The following is a 14870-nucleotide window of genomic DNA, read 5'->3' as shown; positions in this document are numbered from 1 at the left end:
GCTGTGTCCGTTCAGCCGAAGGTGGTCTCGAGCAGGCCGATCACGCGCGGGTCTGCGCCGAGGGCGTCGTCGACGACCGGGAGGGCGCGCCACTTGTCGAAGGTGGTGCACGGGTGCGAGAGGCCGAAGCGGATCACGTCCCCCACCTCGACACGGGCGTGCGAGGGCAGGCGTACGAACGTGTGCTGGTCGTTCATCGCCGTGACCACCGCGCCGGAGAGGGGGAGGTCGTGATCGGCGCCGTACGCCCGGACCGCCTGCGGCACGGGCAGCCCCTCGTCGTACGGGAAGTCCCGCTTGCCGCCGTCGACGAGTGCGAGCCCGGGCTCCGGTCGGGACACGACGGTGGCCCAGCCGTGGATCGCGGAGCGGAACGTCCCTCCCCCGGCGCGGCCCAGTGGCGCGATGACGCTGTAGAAGCCGTCGTCGTGCGTGAGGTAGGCGCCGGAACGCAGCAGAACCTCGACGACCCGGCCCCGGGCGCCGGCGAGATCGCGCCGTGGAGCGAGGACCTCCGCGACGACGTCGAAGTAGGCGCTGCCCCCGGCCGTGAGGATCGCCGGGGCGTCCTCCGGGTACAGTCCGGCGGCCTCCAGGGCATCGTGCACGGCCCCGATCCGCTCGAGGTAGCCGCGCACGGTCGCGAGGGACTCGGCGCTGCCGTCGTGGGCGAGCGCGCCTTCGTAGCCGGCGACGCCGGCGAGACGAAGGACGGGGGAGGCGGCGACCGCGCGGGCGACGGCGAGCGCCTCCTCCGCGGTGCGGGCCCCGGTGCGGCCGCCGGGGGCACCCAGCTCGACCAGGACGGCGAGCGGCTCGGGCAGGGCGCCGCCGGGCAGACCGGAGCCGGCCAGCGTCTCGGTCATGATCTCGACCGCGCGCACGGAATCCGCCCAGACGGTCAGCCGGTCGGTGTCCGGCGCGAGGGTGCGCAGCGCCGCCGGCTGGACCAGCGCATTGGCGAGCAGCACGCGCGGCACGCCCCAGCCGAGGGCGACGGCGGCCTGCCAGGGGGTCGCGACCGTGATCCCCCACGCGCCGGCGTCGAGCTGACGCTGCCAGAGCTCACGGCTCATCGTGGTCTTGCCGTGCGGCGCGAGCCCGATCCCGGTGCTGCGGCACCAGTCGGCCATCGTCGCGAGGTTGTGCGCGACGGCGCTCTCGCTGAGGGTGACGAGCGGGGTCGGGAAGTCGCGGAGCGCGGCGGGAGCGCCGTCGAGCGCGGCGACGTCGTCCGGGGCGTAGCCGAGCGGTACGGCCTTGTACTCTCTCACGTCGGTCCTCCGGTGGTGGGGCGTGGATGCGGGTGGATGTCGCTGCAGTGCAGCACGTTGCGTATGTTGCAACGGGCGTTGCAGTGTGTGCTCGTTCTGTTCTAGCATGCGGAGGGACGTCCGCCAAGACCACCGCCCATGCGCACTCGAGAGGAGGGGGGATGCCCTCACCCCTGCTCGTCACGCTCGGCGAGGCGATGGTCGTGCTCTACCCGGAGGGGCACCGGCCGCTCGCCGAGGCGCGGGACTTCGCCTCGGATGTCGGCGGCGCTGAGTTCAACGTGGCCACCTCCCTCGCCCGGCTCGGACTGCCCGCCGCCTGGATCTCGCGCCTCGGGGCCGACGGCTTCGGCGAGCGCATCCGCCGGGTCGCGGCCGACGCCGGGCTGGACGTCTCGGCCGTGGAGACGGACGACGCGCGCCCGACCGGCCTCTACATCAAGGAGCCCACCCCCGGGCCCGACGGCGTCACGACGCGGATGCACTACTACCGCCAGGGCTCCGCAGCCTCCACCCTCTCCCCCGGACTGCTGCGCACCTCCCCCGCCGGTGCGCTGCTCGCCCGCGCCACCCACCTGCACACCAGCGGCATCACCGCCGCCCTGTCGCCGAGCGCCGCCGAGGCGACGGCCGGACTCCGCGCCGCGGCGGGACCGGGGACCGTGGTCAGCGTCGACCTCAACTACCGCCCCCGGCTCTGGCACGGTCGCGACACGGCGCCGCTGGATGCGCTCGTCGCCCAGGCCGACCTGCTCTTCTCCGGTCACGACGAGGCCCTTGCCCACTTCGGTCATGCCGACCCCGTGCGCCTGTTCGCTGCGTTCCCGCAGCTCGACGCCGTGGTGCTCAAGGAGGACGCCCATCGCGCGTCGGTGCACCGCAGGGACGGGCGCGAGGCCGAGGTCCGCTGCCTGACGGTGGAGGTCGTGGAGCCGGTCGGGGCGGGGGACGCGTTCGCCGCCGGGTTCCTCGCCGGGCTCGCGGAAGGCCGCGACGACGAAGCCGCCCTGCGGCTGGGGCACGCCCTGGCGGCGCTGACCCTGATCGGCCACGGCGACCGCCCGCTCTCCGTGCCGAGCGCGGACGAGCGCACGACGATCGCCGCCGCGCGCGACGAATGGTCCGGGTGGCGCGTGCACCCCGGCGAGATCCCCTGGAGGAGCGCATGAGCCAGTCCCTCGGTCGCGCCCTCGATGTGCTCGACCTGGTCTCCCGCGGCGTCGCGACGCTCGACGCCCTGGCCGACGAGGTCGGCGTCCACAAGACCACGGTCCTCCGCCTCCTCCAGACGCTGGAGGAGCGCGGATTCGTCGGGCGCGACAGCTCCCACCGGTTCCATCTCGGCCCGGCGGTCTTCGCCCTCGCCGAGAGCGCCCTCGACGCCCGCGATGTACGCTCCGCCGCCTCCCCCGCCCTGCACGCTCTCGCGGCCGAGACCGGCCAGACCGTCCACCTGGCGACCTACCAGGACGGCGTGGTCACGTACATCGACAAGGTCGAGTCGCGGCAGCCGCTGCGCATGTACTCCCGCGTCGGCCTCCCCGCAGCGCTGCACGCGACCGCCGTCGGCAAGGTGCTGCTCGGCGCGCTCGACGACGCCGAGCTCGAGCGCGTCGTCGCGGGCGTGCCGTTCCAGCGCTACACGGAGCGGACGATCGGCGGCGCCGCCGAGCTCGTCGCCGAGGTGCGGCACAGCGCCGCCCGCGGCTGGGCCGAGGACCACGAGGAGCACGAGACGTTCATGAACTGCGTCGGCGCCCCCGTCTTCGGCGCGGACGGGCGCATCGCGGCCGCCGTCTCGGTGTCGGTACCGAACGTGGTGCTGCCCTACGAGGGAGTCCTCGGGCTGCTCCCCGCACTGCTCCTCGCGACCGCGCGCGTCTCCGCCGAACTGGGGGCACCCCCCTCCGCCGTCCCGACCGCAACCCTCCCGGGCGCCCGTGCGTCCGCCGTTCCGAAAGGCTCAGCATGACCGACCGCATCGCCGTCTCCACCACCGACGCCCCGCCGCCCGCGCACACCTTCTCGCAGGGCGTGCGCCGCGGTCCGTTCCTCCAGGTCTCGGGCCAGGGGCCGGTCGACCCGGCCACCAGCGAGTACCTGCACCCGGGCGATGTGAAGGCGCAGACGACCCGCACCCTGCAGAACGTCGAGGCCATCCTCGCCGCAGGCGGGGCCGGCTTCGACGACGTGATGATGCTGCGCGTCTACCTCACCACGCGCGACGACTTCGCGGCCATGAACGAGGCCTACGGCGAGTTCGTCGGCGCCCGCGTCGCCTCCGGAGTGCTCCCGGCCCGCACCACCGTCTTCACCGGGCTGCCGCGCGCGGAGATGCTGGTGGAGATCGACGCGCTGGCCGTGCTCGCCTGAGCGTCCGCACTCGGACCGGCCGTCGCGAATCGCTCGCCGACGGCCGGCATCCGGTCCAGATGTGAGGCGGCCGTGAGCCGTCGTCGCAGGATGTGCGCCGGGTGTACGTTGCGCTTGTGAGCCGAATCGTGTCGGTGGCGCCGGTGCTCCCGGCCCGCAGCTACCCCCAGCAGGAGATCACGACCGCGCTGCTGGGGATGATCACCCCCGACCCGCAGCGCCAGGCCGTGATGCGGCGCATCCATGCGGCGAGCGGCGTCGAGACCCGCAGCCTCGTCATGCCCCTCGAGCGGTACAGCTCGATCGCGTCGTTCCAGGAGTCGAACGACTTCTTCATCGCGGAGGGCACGACCCTGGCGGAGCGCGCCGTCACCGGGGCGCTCGCCTCGGCGGGGCTGCAACCGGCCGATGTCGACTTCCTGCTCTTCACCTCGGTGACCGGCATCGCCGCTCCCTCGATCGACGCGCAACTGGTCGCGCGACTCGGGCTGCGGCCCGACGTCAAGCGACTGCCCAGCTTCGGGCTCGGCTGCGTCGCCGGGGCGGCGGGAATCGCCCGGGTGCACGACTACCTCGCCGGGCATCCGCGGGAGGTCGCGGTGCTGCTCTCGGTCGAGCTGTGCTCCCTGACGGTTCAGGCCAGCGACGACTCGATGGCCAACATCGTCGCCAGCGGGCTCTTCGGCGACGGCGCGGCGGCGGTCGTCATGGTCGGCGACGAGCGGGCCGCGGCGCTCGGTCTCGCGGGGCCCGACGTGGTGGACACCCGCAGCCGCATCTACCCCGACACCGCCGACGTCATCGGCTGGGACATCGGCGGCACGGGATTCCGCATCGTGCTGAGCGCCGGCGTGCCCGAGGTGATCGAGCGCAACTTCGCCGGCGACGCTCGCGGGATCCTCGCCGCCCACGGCCTCGAGGTGGCCGATGTCGGGGCGTGGGCCGCGCATCCCGGCGGCCCGAAGGTGCTGGAGGCGTTCGCCGAGGCGCTCGACCTCCCCGAGGGAGCGCTCGATGCGAGCTGGCGGTCGCTGGCTCGGGTCGGCAACCTCTCCTCGGCCGCGGTGCTGCACGTGCTGGCGGAGCAGTTGGACGCCCACGCCGCCGGCACCGTCGGGCTGCTCTTCGCTCTCGGACCCGGGGTCACCAGTGAGCTGGTGCTGCTGCGCTGGGCCGAGGGCGCCCCGCACGCGGGAACCGCGATCGGCGCGGCCGCGTGATCTGGTACCTGGTGCTCGTGCTGGCCACGGGCGCCGAGCGCATCGCCGAGCTGGTCGTCTCCACCCGCAACGCCCGCTGGTCGTTCGCGCGTGGCGGCGTCGAGTTCGGACGCGGGCACTTCCCCCCGATGGTGGCGCTGCACACCGGCCTGCTGCTGGCCTGCCTGGCGGAGGTGTGGTTCGGCGACCGCCCGTTCCTCCCCTGGCTCGGCTGGCCGATGCTCGTGCTGGTGCTCGCCAGCCAGGCGCTGCGCTGGTGGTGCATCGCCGTTCTCGGTCCGCGGTGGAACACCCGGGTCATCGTCGTGCGCGACCTGCCGCTCGTGGTGCGGGGTCCCTACCGGTGGCTGAAGCATCCCAACTACGTCGCCGTGGTGGTGGAGGGATTCGCCCTGCCCCTCGTGCACACGGCGTGGATCACCGCCCTCGCCTTCACCGTGCTGAACGCCGTCCTGCTGCTCGCCGTGCGCATCCCGTGCGAGGATCGCGCGCTGGCGACCGTCGTCCCCGCGCGGGCATGAGCGGCGCGGGGCCGATCCCCGACCTCGTCGTCATCGGCGGCGGCCCGGTCGGGCTGGCCTGCGCGATCGAGGCGCGCCTCGACGGGATGGACGTGCTGATCGTCGAACCCCGGGACGGCCCCATCGACAAGGCCTGCGGGGAGGGTCTGATGCCGGGCGCGCTCGCGGCCCTGCACCGCATCGGCGTCGACCCGGCCGGGCACCCCCTCGCCGGGATCGCCTACATCGACGACGACACCCGGGTCGAGCACCGGTTCGCCGAGCGCCCGGGGCGCGGCGTCCGCCGCACGGTGCTGCATGCCGCCCTCGCGCGGCGCGCCGAGGAGCTCGGAGCGCGGAGCAGGGACGGCCGGGTCTCGGGCCTGACCCAGCAGCGCGACCGCGTCCGTCTCGAGCTGGCCGATGGAACGGGCCTGGAGGCTCCCTGGGCCATCGCAGCGGACGGCCTGCACTCGCCCGTGCGGCGGATGCTCGGGCTGGAGCGCCGCCCGCAGGCGGAGGCGCGCCGGCGCTACGGCGTGCGCCGGCACTACGCCGTCGAGCCCTGGAGCGAGCTGGTCGAGGTGCACTGGTCGCCCGCCGCCGAGGCCTATGTGACCCCGGTCGACGAGCACACCGTCGGCGTCGCGGTGCTGGGACGACGGCCGCTGGACCAGGACGCCGTGCTCGACACGCTCCCCGCCCTGGCCTCCCGGCTCGCCGGCTCCACCGTCGTCGGCTCCGCCCGCGGCGCCGGGCCCCTGCTCCAGCGCGCCCGCGCCCGCGCGTCCGGTCATGTGCTGCTGGCCGGCGACGCCTCGGGCTACGTGGACGCGCTCACCGGCGAAGGGATGCGGGTGGGTTTCGCTCAGGCCCGCGCCGCGGTGGCCGCCGTGCGTACGCGCGACACCGAGCAGTACGAACGCGCCTGGCGGGCGACCACCCGGGACTTCCGGATGCTGACCTCGGCGCTCGTCATCGCCTCCCGCTCCCGGTTCCGGCCACGCATCGTGCCGACAGCAGCCGCGCGACCCGAGCTCTTCGGTTCGATCGTCGAGCGCCTCTCGCGCTGATCATCCACCCGACTTCTATGCATGCATAGGAGAGCGTTAAGGATGTGCCGCGCGACCGGCTCCCGATAGAATCTAGAAGATCTGTTATCACGTTCTGATATGCGAGGTCTCCATGAGCCGACCATCCGACGAGGGCTCCCCCGGCCCCCGCCACAAGCCACCGGACACCGCGGCGTTCCGGGCGCAGCACAGCGCGCTGACCGGCCCGACCGCCGCGCGAACCCGACGCACGACCATCACGTTCTATCTGACCGAAGGCCTGCGCAACCGTGCTCGCGCGGTCTATCGCGCCACCTCGTTCGCCGAACGCGACAGCAGTTGGTCCGAGATGCTCAACAAGGCGCTCCTCGCCGAGGTCGAGCGCCGAGAGCTCGAGCACAACGATGGCCAGCTGTTCGCCGCCAGCGACGAACCACTGACTCCCGGCAGGCCCATCGGGTTCTGACCGGGCCGAGAAAGCGCTGCGCTGGAGATCCCCCCAACCACCCCCGTGGCGCTCTCTCACCCGGAAGGTCGGCATGCTAGCCCTTGGCGAGCGTGCCGACCTTCTCTCCGTTGTTCGCGTAGACGACGAGACCGTCGCCGGAGACCTTGGCGGTGTTCGCCCGGCTGAGCCACGGGTTGACGCCGTCGCACGCCTTCAGGGTCGAGGCGAACGGCCCGAACGTGAAGGTGTCCCCGCTCACCGTGCCCTTACCCGACATGGCGTTGCAGCCGTCGGTGCCGCTGAAGGTCCCGTCGTCCGAGATCGTGAGGTTGGGCTTGCCGGCGTCCGACGAGCCCCAGGTCCCGGTGAAGGACGAACCGGACGACGAGCATCCGGAGAGGGCGATCACCGCGGCGACCGCGGCGAGGGTGAGGGCGGCTCGGGCGGTGCGGGCAGGTCGCAGGCTCATCATGAGAGACACCGTAGCGGTCGGAGCACCCGCGGCGGAATGACTGTTCGGCGCCGGTGCACCGGGCATGGCGGAGCGGGCCGCCGAGGAGAGGTGGTTCGGCGGCCCGCCTGCCGTACGCACGCGTCTAGCGGGTGCGGTGGTGCCGCCGTTCCCGACTGGCCGCCGTGAACAGCGCGAGCAGGCCGAGCAGCGCCAGCAGTGCGGCGAGCGCGCCGACCGCCAGTTCGTTCGAGCCCGTCGACGCCAGCATGCCTCCGCCGCCGGAGCCGAGCGCCACAGCCGCTCCGACCGAGGCGGTCGCGGTGCCGACCGTGCCACCGCCGTCACCCGGCACCACCGGCGTGGTCGGGGTGGTCGGGGTGGTCGGGGTGGTCGGCGTCGTCGGGGTGGTCGGAGTCGTCGGAGTGGTCGGCGTGGTCGGGGTCGTGGTCGACCCGGTCGTGGCGCTGTCGCCGATGACGCTGATCGCGTTGCCGCCGACGGTCACGGGCACATCCAGCCCGATCGGCAGCTCCACGGGGAGCAGCCCGCCGAGGAGGCCGGTGCCGGGATCCCCGGCGCCCCCTCCTGCCGTCGATCCGGTGGTCGCCGATCCGCCCGTCGCCGGGGCGGTCACGGTGGACGTCGCGCTGGACGAGTCGCCCACGACGCTCACCGCGTTGCCGCCGGCCGTGACCGGGATCCCCGCGGCGATCGGCGCCTGGATGCCGCCGAGGGCACCACCGAGCAGACCACCGCCTGAACTCGCACCGGATCCGGTTCCGCCGGCCGCTGCACCGCCGGTGGGCGACGCCGTGGTGGACGATCCGGTCGACGAGGAATCGCCGATCACACTGACCGCGTTGCCGCCGGCCGTCACGGGCGCACCCGCGGCGATCGGCGCCTGCACGTTCCCGAGCAGGCCGCCCAGGAGGCCGGAGTCACCGGAGCCGGAGCCCGAACCGCTGGTCGCCGTCGCGCCCCCACTCGCGGGCGGGGCCGTGGTCGTCGATCCGGAGCTGGAGGAATCCCCCAGCACACTGATCGCATTGCCACCGGCTGTCACCGGCAGTGCGGCATCGACCGGTGCCTGCACGTTCCCGAGCAGACCACCCAGGAGGCCGGAGTCGCCGGCGCCCGACGCGCTCGTCGCCGTCGCCCCGGGTGCCGGAGCCGCCGATGCGGACGTCTTCGAACCGGTCGACGACGAGTCGCCCAGCACGCTGATCGCATTGCCGCCGACCGTGACCGGCACGGCCGCGTCGACGGGCGCCTGGACGTCGCCGATCAGGCCGCCGCTCCCGGAGGAGCCGGCCGTGGTCGCGGCCGGCGCGGGCGCCGGTGCCGCCGGTGCGGTGTGCGACTGTGTGCTTCCCGCGTCGCCGACCACGCTGACCGCGTTGCCGGTGACGGTCACCGGGACCGACACGTCGGCGACGGCCTGCGTGCCGCCGAGCACACCGCCGATCGCCGACGGGTCGATGGTCAGCTTCGGCGCCGGAGCCGGAGCCGGGGCGCTGGTGGCGGCCGCCGAGGACGACGAGTCGCCCAGCACCGAGATGCCGTTGCCGGAGACGGTGACCGGCACGGAGAGTCCGACCACCGCTTGGGTGCCGGAGCCGGAGCTGTCGCCGGTGGGAGGCTCGGCGGCGTTCGCCGCCGCGGTCCCCGCCAGCCACAGGCCGCCGGCGCAGAGGGTGATCCACAACCCTCGCGAGACATACGTGTTCATGATTCAGCCTTTCGAATGAGTGGTGTCGCCTCCGCTCGGGAGGCAGGGTCGCGTTCTGCCCGCGGGCAGACGGGACCCACTCAGTCGGGGCTGGTGTCGTGGTCGGCGACAGGGGACGCCGGGATGCGGTCGTCCGTGATGACGTGTGCGATGCGGCCCGGAGCACTACCGGGCAGGGCGGTGCCGTCGGCGATGGCCGTGGGCATGACCGTGCCGCCGCCCGGCGCGGCCGAGCCGGTCCCGGCGCTGCCCGAGGGCATGCCCGGGGGCGCTTGACCGTTCCCGCCCGGCCGTCCGGGGACCGCCGGATCCTGCCCGGCCGGTCCGCCCGCACCTGCTCCGGCGGCGGCCGCGATCGGCGACGCGAGGAAGAGGGTGCTCCGCGGGAACGTCACGGCTCCCGGTGCCGCGGCGGCGGTCGCGCCCGGCGCGGACGTGGCCGCGACGGTCGCGGCGGCGAGCGGCGATCCCGTACCCGGCCCGGCGATGCCCGGGGCGGGCGGGACGGAGACGACCGGCGGCGTCGAGTCGCCGGGTGGAGCGAGGGGGGCGACGGTGTCGCTCACGACCCCCGCGACGCCGGCGACGGTCTGATCGACGAGGCCGGTCACCGGCGTGGTGGCCGACTCCACCGGAGCGCTGCCGAGCAACCCTGTCACCACGTCGCCGACGACCGGCGTCGACGTCACGACCGTGTCGACGGTGGTGGCCACGGGCTGCACGATCGTCGTCACGGGGTCCGATCCGGCGACGCGGGAGACGGCCGAGGTCACCGGCGCCACGACCTGCGCAACGACCTGCCGCACCGGCTCGGGGACCGCGGGCGCCAGCTGCGAGGTGACCGCTCCGACCGCCTGACCCAGCCCATCGGTGAGCCCGGAGACCGCGCCCCCGAGGCCGCTCGACGCGGCGGGAGGCGGGGGCGCCGGCGCCTCGGCGCGAGCGGAACCTCCGCCGAAGAGGAGTCCCAGGACGACCAGGCCGGCGCCTCCGAGCAGGGAGCCCAGCAGGATGCGGACGGCGAGGCGCGACGGGGGTGGGTCTTCGGCCACATCCACCATCACGATCACCCCCTGATCGTCACGCGTGTCATTTCCTCGGGGTCGTCCAGTTCGTTCGGGACACCGGTGAGTGTACGCCTCCGTCTACTAGACCGAAAGGGCTTCGTCCGGCTTCGGCGCGATGACCGCGCGGGACCGGCGCGCGGCGACGGCTGCCACCGCGATCACCACGAGCGCGCCGACCGTCATGGCCGCGCCGACCCAGAGCGGCGAGGTGTAGCCGAGGCCCGCGGCGATGGTCAGGCCTCCCAGCCAGGCACCGATCGCATTGCCGACGTTGAACGCGGCGATGTTCGCCCCCGACGCGAGCGTCGGGGCATGGTCGGCGTAGGTCAGCACCCGCAGCTGGAGGGCGGGGACGGTGGCGAATCCCGCCGCCCCCATCAGGACCAGCGCGACGACCGTGGGAATCGGCAGCGCGGCGACGAGCGCGAAGCCGGCCAGGACCAGCACGAGCACGGCGAGCAGGATGAGCAGCGTCCGGTCGATCGACCGGTCGGCGAGCCGGCCGCCGATTGCGTTGCCGGCGAACAGGCCGAGTCCGAAGAGGATGAGCAGCCAGGGCACGGCCCCGGCGGAGAACCCCGAGACGCCGGTGAGGGTGTAGGCGATGTAGGTGAAGGCGCCGAACATCCCGCCGAACCCGAGCACGGTGGCGACGAGGGAGAACCACACCTGCCCCGATCGGAACGCGCCGAGCTCCCGGCGCAGGCTCGTGGCCCCGGCGGCGGAGACCTCGCGCGGCACCAGGACGGAGACGCCGATCAGGGCGATCACGCCGATCCCGGTGATGGCCCAGAAGGTCGAACGCCAGCCCGCCTCCTGCCCGAGCAGGGTTCCCAGCGGCACACCGAGGACGTTGGCGGCGGTGAGGCCCGTGAACATGATAGCGATGGCCCGGGCGCGCTTCTCTGGCGCGACGAGCCCGGCCGCGACGACCGAGCCGATGCCGAAGAACGCGCCGTGGCAGAGGGCGGCGACGACGCGTCCGCCGAGCATCATCGCGTAGGTGGGGGCGAGGGCCGACAGCAGGTTGCCGAGGATGAACAGCACCATCAGCCCGAGCAGCGCCGCTTTGCGCGGGATGCGCGTCGCGGCGGCGGTGAGCCCGATCGCGCCGACGGCGACGGCGAGCGCGTAGCCGGAGATGAGCCACCCCGCGGCGGCCTCGTCGACCCGGAAGTCGGCGGCCACCTCGGGCAGCAGCCCCGCGATGACGAACTCGGTGAGACCGATGCCGAATCCACCGAGGGCAAGGGCGATCAGGCCAGCAGGCATGGGAAGACTCCGTGAGTGATGAGGTACGGGTGGGGGGATCGCGTATCGTGGTACTTGCAGACGCGCTATAAATAGTTGCACGTGCAACTAGATTGCGCAACCCGAGCAGAGGAGACCCCATGGGCATCGCGGACGACGCCGTCGAGGTACGCGCCCAGGGGTGGCGCACCCTCGCCGCCCTGCACAACTTCATCGAGACGGAACTCGAGCGGGCCCTGACTCGCGAGGCCGGGCTCTCGGTGGTGGAGTACACGGTGCTCGACGCGCTCAACCGCCAGGACGGCTGGCACATGCGCATGCAGCAGCTGGCGCGGGCGAGCGCGCTGAGCCCGAGCGCGACCACTCGCCTCGTGAACCGTCTCGAGGAGCGCGGACTGCTCACCCGGGTCGACTGCCTCGACGACCGTCGCGGGATCTACACCGAGCTGACCCGGGACGGCCATGCCTTGCTCGACCGCGCCCGCCCGGTGCACGACGTCGCTCTGGAGCGCGCCCTCGCCGAGGCGACCGACCTCCCCGAGCTGGCCGCGCTCGTCGCCGCCCTGCCGCAGCTGACGCTCGCCGCGAGCTGACCAGCCCGCCGACTCTCGCCACCGACCCAGAACGGCCGTCATGCTCCGCACGATGTTCATGTCCAAGATCCACCGCGCCACGGTCACGCACGCCGACCTGCACTACGTCGGTTCGCTAACCGTCGACCAGGACCTCCTCGACGCTGCCGATCTGCTGCCCGGGCAGCAGGTGTCGGTCGTCGACATCGCCAACGGAAGCCGGTTCGAGACCTACCTCATCCCCGGCGAGCGCGGCAGCGGCGTGATCGGCGTGAACGGCGCCGCCGCGCACCTCGCCGAGGTCGGCGACCTGGTGATCGTCATGGCGTACGCGCAGATGGACGAGGCGGAGGCCCGCTCCTTCGTCCCGCACGTGGTGCACGTCGACGAGCGCAACCGCATCGTCGCGGTCGGCTCCGACCCGGCCGAGGCGCTCACGCCGGGCGTCGAGACGCCTCCCTTCGCGCTCCACTGACGCCGGAGAGGGATCCCGGAACGGCGACGGCCTCTGCTCCGTCTCCCGCCGACCTCCCGGTCAGCGCAGCACCTCGATCAGCGCCACCCACGAGAACAGCACGGTGGCGATGATCGCCAGGATGGTGGCGACGGCCACCAGCACCAGACCCGCGGCCGGAAGGGCGGCCAGCAGCAGCACACCCCCGGTCAGGTAGGCGAGAAGCGGGATCACGAACGGGATGATCTGCGACGCGTCGTACTGGTGGTAGCCGGTCCGTGTCTCGTCGTGCCGGATCGCGCGGGCCGCGAGTACGGCGACGACCCCGCAGGCGAGGGCGCCGACGAGCACCTGGACTCCGAATCCGACGGTGCTCTGCCCCGGGATCAGGGCGAGGCAGCACAGGGCGACGCCGAGGATGAGGGAGGCGATCGACGCGCCCGCCCGTGCGGCCAGGCCGCGCGACTCGGCGATCTGCTTGATGTTGACCGACAGCGCGACGATCAGGAGGCCGCCCAGGGCCGCACCGGCCCCGGCGACCGCGGTGTTGAAGGCCGCCCACTCTTCGAACTGCGGAGTCATGGCGCATAGCGTATCCGCCGGTCGCGCACCAGGCTGGCGGGTCGAGGTGGCCAGGGCGTATAACGGGGGCATGGCCGACGCGATCACCACCTGGATCGACGACTACCGACGCGCGTGGGAGTCGAACGACCCCGACGACATCCGGGCCCTCTTCACCGAGGACGCGAGCTACCGGACCGAACCGTTCGCCGAGCCGTGGGACGGCCACATCGAGATCGTGGAGGGCTGGCTCGACGCACGCGACGAACCGGGCGCCGCGTCGTTCGAATGGCAGCTGGTCGGTCAGGACGGCCCGCAGTACTTCGTGGAGGGCGTCACCGACTACCGCGACGGCCCCAGCTACAGCAATCTGTGGGTGATCCTCCTGGCGCCGGACGGGCGGGCGGAGGAGTTCACCGAGTGGTGGATGGAGCGGGACGCCGCCACGGACTGAGCGGCGTCTGCACCGGTGCCATCCGAGCCGGCATCGGCCGTGCCGGCCGCATCGGAGCGGACCGGATCAGAGCTGGCCGAGCCAGAGACCGAGGCCGGCCGCGGCGAGCGCGAGCAGCAGCATCCCGACGCCGTTGAACAGCGCGGCCCGATAGCGGCGCTGCTGCTCGAGGCGCACCGTCTCGTAGCTCGCCGTGCTGAAGGTCGTGTACCCGCCGAGGAAGCCGGTGCCCAGGATCGCGCGCCACTCGGCCGGGAGCCCGTTCGCGAGGGCCAGGCCGGTGACGAGCCCGAGCAGGAACGAGCCGGTCACGTTGATCACGGTCGTGCCGAGGGGGAAGTTCACCCGCACGAGGCTGCGGGTCACGCCGTCGAGCACCAGGCGCGCCACGGCACCGAGGCCGCCCGCGACCGCTACGGCGAGGACGAGGAGAGGCGTCACGCGTCTCCCCCTTCCCGGTGCAGCCGGTCGGCCCGGCGTCGGCCGAGCGCGGCTCCCAGGGCGATGCCCGCGATCGAGGCGAGCGCACCGACGGCGATCGTCGCCACGGCGTAGATGATGCTGCCGCCGAGGTTCTGGGCGACGATCAGGCCGTCGGTGTCGACGGCGAACGCGCTGTAGGTGGTGAAGCCGCCCAGGATGCCGGTGCCGACGAAGAGCCGCACCGAACGGCGGCGGCCCTCGTCGGGACCGCGCAACGCCAGCGCCTCCAGCAGCCAGCCGAGGACGAACGCACCGACGACGTTGATGCCGACCGTCGCGAGAGGCAGCCCGAGCACCGGAGGGACGGCGGTCGAGATCAGGTACCGCACCGTCGTCCCGAGCGCGCCGCCGACGAAGACGAGCAGCACGGAGCGCCAGTGCAGATGCACGGGGAGGGGAGGCCGCGACGTCACCGCTGCGTGAGGTCTTCCCACGGCAGCGTCTCGGCGCCGGGCACCGGCGCGAGCGGCACGACGATCACGGGACGGTGCTGCCGGTGCGCCAGGTGCACCGCGACCGAGCCGTTGAAGAACTCGCGCAGGCTGCCGCGCAGCCCCGCCTCACGCGTCCCGACCACGATGTACCGGGCGTCGATCTCGTCGGCCAGCCGGGTCAGCGCCCACGCGGGGTCGCCCGCCAGCTGGCGCAGGACGAACGGGACGCCGCGCCCCGCGAGCACGGCGCGGATGCGCTCCTCCAGCTCGGCGTCGAACTCCTCCTCCTCGGCCTCAGGGAGGTCCGGGTCGTACGGCAGGGCGACGACGGTGCCGTCCACGTAGTTGGAGACGAGGTAGCGGTTCGGGTCGACGGTGGCGCACACCAACGGGACGTGGAGGTCGGTCGCCAGCCGGGCCGCCTGCTCGAGCACCGCGACCGGCTGCCCGGCGACCACCGCCACCAGGACGCCGCCGCGACCGGAGGAGTCGTTGCCGCTCATGTCCCTAGTGTGCACCATCCCATCGGGGTACGGTCGGCGTA

General features: G+C 73.4%; 19 protein-coding genes. 10 read left to right on the top strand and 9 right to left on the bottom strand.

The window, feature by feature from the left end; translation table 11 throughout:
• Positions 1-11: 11 nt before the first annotated feature.
• Positions 12-1274 carry an alanine racemase gene (locus tag U870_RS0104140; protein ID WP_025156149.1) on the bottom strand — a complete coding sequence of 421 codons (1263 nt, stop codon included), beginning with the start codon at positions 1272-1274 and terminating at the stop codon, positions 12-14.
• A gap of 161 nt (positions 1275-1435) precedes the next feature.
• On the opposite strand from U870_RS0104140, the gene U870_RS0104135 reads away from it, so the two are divergent.
• The 7 genes from U870_RS0104135 (at position 1436) to U870_RS0104105 (ending at position 6885) form a co-directional block, all read left to right on the top strand.
• Positions 1436-2443, top strand: a complete 1008-nt coding sequence (locus U870_RS0104135) for a sugar kinase (protein ID WP_025156148.1) — start codon at positions 1436-1438, stop codon at positions 2441-2443.
• Positions 2440-3246: an IclR family transcriptional regulator gene (locus U870_RS0104130; protein ID WP_025156147.1), complete on the top strand. Its 807-nt coding sequence runs from the start codon at positions 2440-2442 to the stop codon at positions 3244-3246. The genes U870_RS0104135 and U870_RS0104130 overlap by 4 nt, the downstream gene beginning before the upstream one ends.
• Positions 3243-3647 (top strand): RidA family protein, encoded by a 405-nt coding sequence (locus tag U870_RS0104125; protein WP_025156146.1) that lies wholly within the window; start codon positions 3243-3245, stop codon positions 3645-3647. Before U870_RS0104130 ends, U870_RS0104125 begins: the two co-directional genes overlap by 4 nt.
• 116 nt (positions 3648-3763) lie before the next feature.
• Complete coding sequence (locus tag U870_RS0104120; RefSeq protein WP_025156145.1) at positions 3764-4867, top strand: type III polyketide synthase; 1104 nt, start codon at positions 3764-3766, stop codon at positions 4865-4867.
• The gene (locus tag U870_RS0104115; protein ID WP_025156144.1) at positions 4864-5388 is read left to right on the top strand and encodes an isoprenylcysteine carboxyl methyltransferase family protein; all 525 of its coding nucleotides are present in this window, start codon (positions 4864-4866) and stop codon (positions 5386-5388) included. The genes U870_RS0104120 and U870_RS0104115 overlap by 4 nt, the downstream gene beginning before the upstream one ends.
• Positions 5385-6440 carry an NAD(P)/FAD-dependent oxidoreductase gene (locus U870_RS0104110; RefSeq protein ID WP_029947158.1) on the top strand — a complete coding sequence of 352 codons (1056 nt, stop codon included), beginning with the start codon at positions 5385-5387 and terminating at the stop codon, positions 6438-6440. Before U870_RS0104115 ends, U870_RS0104110 begins: the two co-directional genes overlap by 4 nt.
• Before the next feature lie 112 nt (positions 6441-6552).
• Positions 6553-6885 carry a ParB family protein gene (locus U870_RS0104105; RefSeq protein ID WP_025156142.1) on the top strand — a complete coding sequence of 111 codons (333 nt, stop codon included), beginning with the start codon at positions 6553-6555 and terminating at the stop codon, positions 6883-6885.
• 76 nt (positions 6886-6961) lie between these two features.
• Here the strand turns inward: U870_RS0104105 and U870_RS0104100 are convergent, their stop codons facing one another.
• From U870_RS0104100 to U870_RS0104080, 4 genes are all read right to left on the bottom strand, one after another.
• Positions 6962-7336: an META domain-containing protein gene (locus U870_RS0104100; RefSeq protein ID WP_052357548.1), complete on the bottom strand. Its 375-nt coding sequence runs from the start codon at positions 7334-7336 to the stop codon at positions 6962-6964.
• 127 nt (positions 7337-7463) lie between these two features.
• Entirely contained in the window at positions 7464-9050 is a 1587-nt protein-coding gene (locus U870_RS22360) for a hypothetical protein (protein ID WP_081815164.1), read from the bottom strand.
• Positions 9051-9130: 80 nt separating this feature from the next.
• A complete protein-coding gene (locus tag U870_RS0104085; protein WP_025156139.1) occupies positions 9131-10120 on the bottom strand; it encodes a hypothetical protein in 990 nt (329 codons plus the stop codon).
• A 78-nt stretch (positions 10121-10198) separates the two neighbouring features.
• Positions 10199-11389 (bottom strand): MFS transporter, encoded by a 1191-nt coding sequence (locus tag U870_RS0104080; protein ID WP_025156138.1) that lies wholly within the window; start codon positions 11387-11389, stop codon positions 10199-10201.
• Between the two features lie 119 nt (positions 11390-11508).
• On the opposite strand from U870_RS0104080, the gene U870_RS0104075 reads away from it, so the two are divergent.
• Entirely contained in the window at positions 11509-11961 is a 453-nt protein-coding gene (locus U870_RS0104075; RefSeq protein WP_025156137.1) for a MarR family winged helix-turn-helix transcriptional regulator, read from the top strand.
• 40 nt (positions 11962-12001) lie between these two features.
• On the top strand, positions 12002-12415 hold the full coding sequence (gene panD / locus U870_RS0104070; RefSeq protein WP_025156136.1) for an aspartate 1-decarboxylase: 414 nt from the start codon (positions 12002-12004) through the stop codon (positions 12413-12415).
• 60 nt (positions 12416-12475) lie between these two features.
• On the opposite strand, the gene U870_RS0104065 is transcribed toward panD, so the two are convergent.
• On the bottom strand, positions 12476-12976 hold the full coding sequence (locus U870_RS0104065; RefSeq protein ID WP_025156135.1) for a hypothetical protein: 501 nt from the start codon (positions 12974-12976) through the stop codon (positions 12476-12478).
• 70 nt (positions 12977-13046) lie between these two features.
• Between U870_RS0104065 and U870_RS0104060 the strand changes: the two genes are divergently transcribed.
• Entirely contained in the window at positions 13047-13409 is a 363-nt protein-coding gene (locus U870_RS0104060) for a nuclear transport factor 2 family protein (protein WP_025156134.1), read from the top strand.
• Between the two features lie 66 nt (positions 13410-13475).
• Here U870_RS0104060 and crcB read toward each other — a convergent pair whose 3' ends face one another.
• From crcB to U870_RS0104045, 3 genes are read right to left on the bottom strand one after another with little or no spacing between them, the layout of a single operon-like run.
• Complete coding sequence (gene crcB / locus U870_RS0104055; protein ID WP_025156133.1) at positions 13476-13850, bottom strand: fluoride efflux transporter CrcB; 375 nt, start codon at positions 13848-13850, stop codon at positions 13476-13478.
• Positions 13847-14281 carry a fluoride efflux transporter FluC gene (locus tag U870_RS0104050; RefSeq protein ID WP_240183626.1) on the bottom strand — a complete coding sequence of 145 codons (435 nt, stop codon included), beginning with the start codon at positions 14279-14281 and terminating at the stop codon, positions 13847-13849. Before U870_RS0104050 ends, crcB begins: the two co-directional genes overlap by 4 nt.
• Before the next feature lie 20 nt (positions 14282-14301).
• The gene (locus tag U870_RS0104045; protein WP_025156131.1) at positions 14302-14829 is read right to left on the bottom strand and encodes a universal stress protein; all 528 of its coding nucleotides are present in this window, start codon (positions 14827-14829) and stop codon (positions 14302-14304) included.
• Between the last annotated feature and the right edge of the window lie 41 nt (positions 14830-14870).

This window comes from Leifsonia aquatica H1aii (assembly GCF_000633535.1).
Classification (GTDB): Bacteria; Actinomycetota; Actinomycetes; order Actinomycetales; family Microbacteriaceae; genus Leifsonia; species Leifsonia aquatica_A.
The sequence above is the reverse complement of the archived record's forward strand: the minus strand, read 5'-3'. Positions and strand labels throughout refer to the sequence as shown.

Bases quoted from the DNA above. Each gene is read 5' to 3' on its own strand.
- U870_RS0104110 (WP_029947158.1), top strand. From the start codon at position 5,385: ATGAGCGGCGCGGGGCCGATCCCCGACCTCGTCGTCATCGGCGGCGGC.
- U870_RS0104060 (WP_025156134.1), top strand. From the start codon at position 13,047: ATGGCCGACGCGATCACCACCTGGATCGACGACTACCGACGCGCGTGG.
- U870_RS0104080 (WP_025156138.1), bottom strand. From the start codon at position 11,389: ATGCCTGCTGGCCTGATCGCCCTTGCCCTCGGTGGATTCGGCATCGGT.
- U870_RS0104135 (WP_025156148.1), top strand. From the start codon at position 1,436: ATGCCCTCACCCCTGCTCGTCACGCTCGGCGAGGCGATGGTCGTGCTC.
- U870_RS0104100 (WP_052357548.1), bottom strand. From the start codon at position 7,336: ATGAGCCTGCGACCTGCCCGCACCGCCCGAGCCGCCCTCACCCTCGCC.
- U870_RS0104045 (WP_025156131.1), bottom strand. From the start codon at position 14,829: ATGAGCGGCAACGACTCCTCCGGTCGCGGCGGCGTCCTGGTGGCGGTG.
- panD (WP_025156136.1), top strand. From the start codon at position 12,002: ATGCTCCGCACGATGTTCATGTCCAAGATCCACCGCGCCACGGTCACG.
- U870_RS0104130 (WP_025156147.1), top strand. From the start codon at position 2,440: ATGAGCCAGTCCCTCGGTCGCGCCCTCGATGTGCTCGACCTGGTCTCC.
- U870_RS0104105 (WP_025156142.1), top strand. From the start codon at position 6,553: ATGAGCCGACCATCCGACGAGGGCTCCCCCGGCCCCCGCCACAAGCCA.
- U870_RS22360 (WP_081815164.1), bottom strand. From the start codon at position 9,050: ATGAACACGTATGTCTCGCGAGGGTTGTGGATCACCCTCTGCGCCGGC.
- U870_RS0104125 (WP_025156146.1), top strand. From the start codon at position 3,243: ATGACCGACCGCATCGCCGTCTCCACCACCGACGCCCCGCCGCCCGCG.
- U870_RS0104065 (WP_025156135.1), bottom strand. From the start codon at position 12,976: ATGACTCCGCAGTTCGAAGAGTGGGCGGCCTTCAACACCGCGGTCGCC.
- U870_RS0104075 (WP_025156137.1), top strand. From the start codon at position 11,509: ATGGGCATCGCGGACGACGCCGTCGAGGTACGCGCCCAGGGGTGGCGC.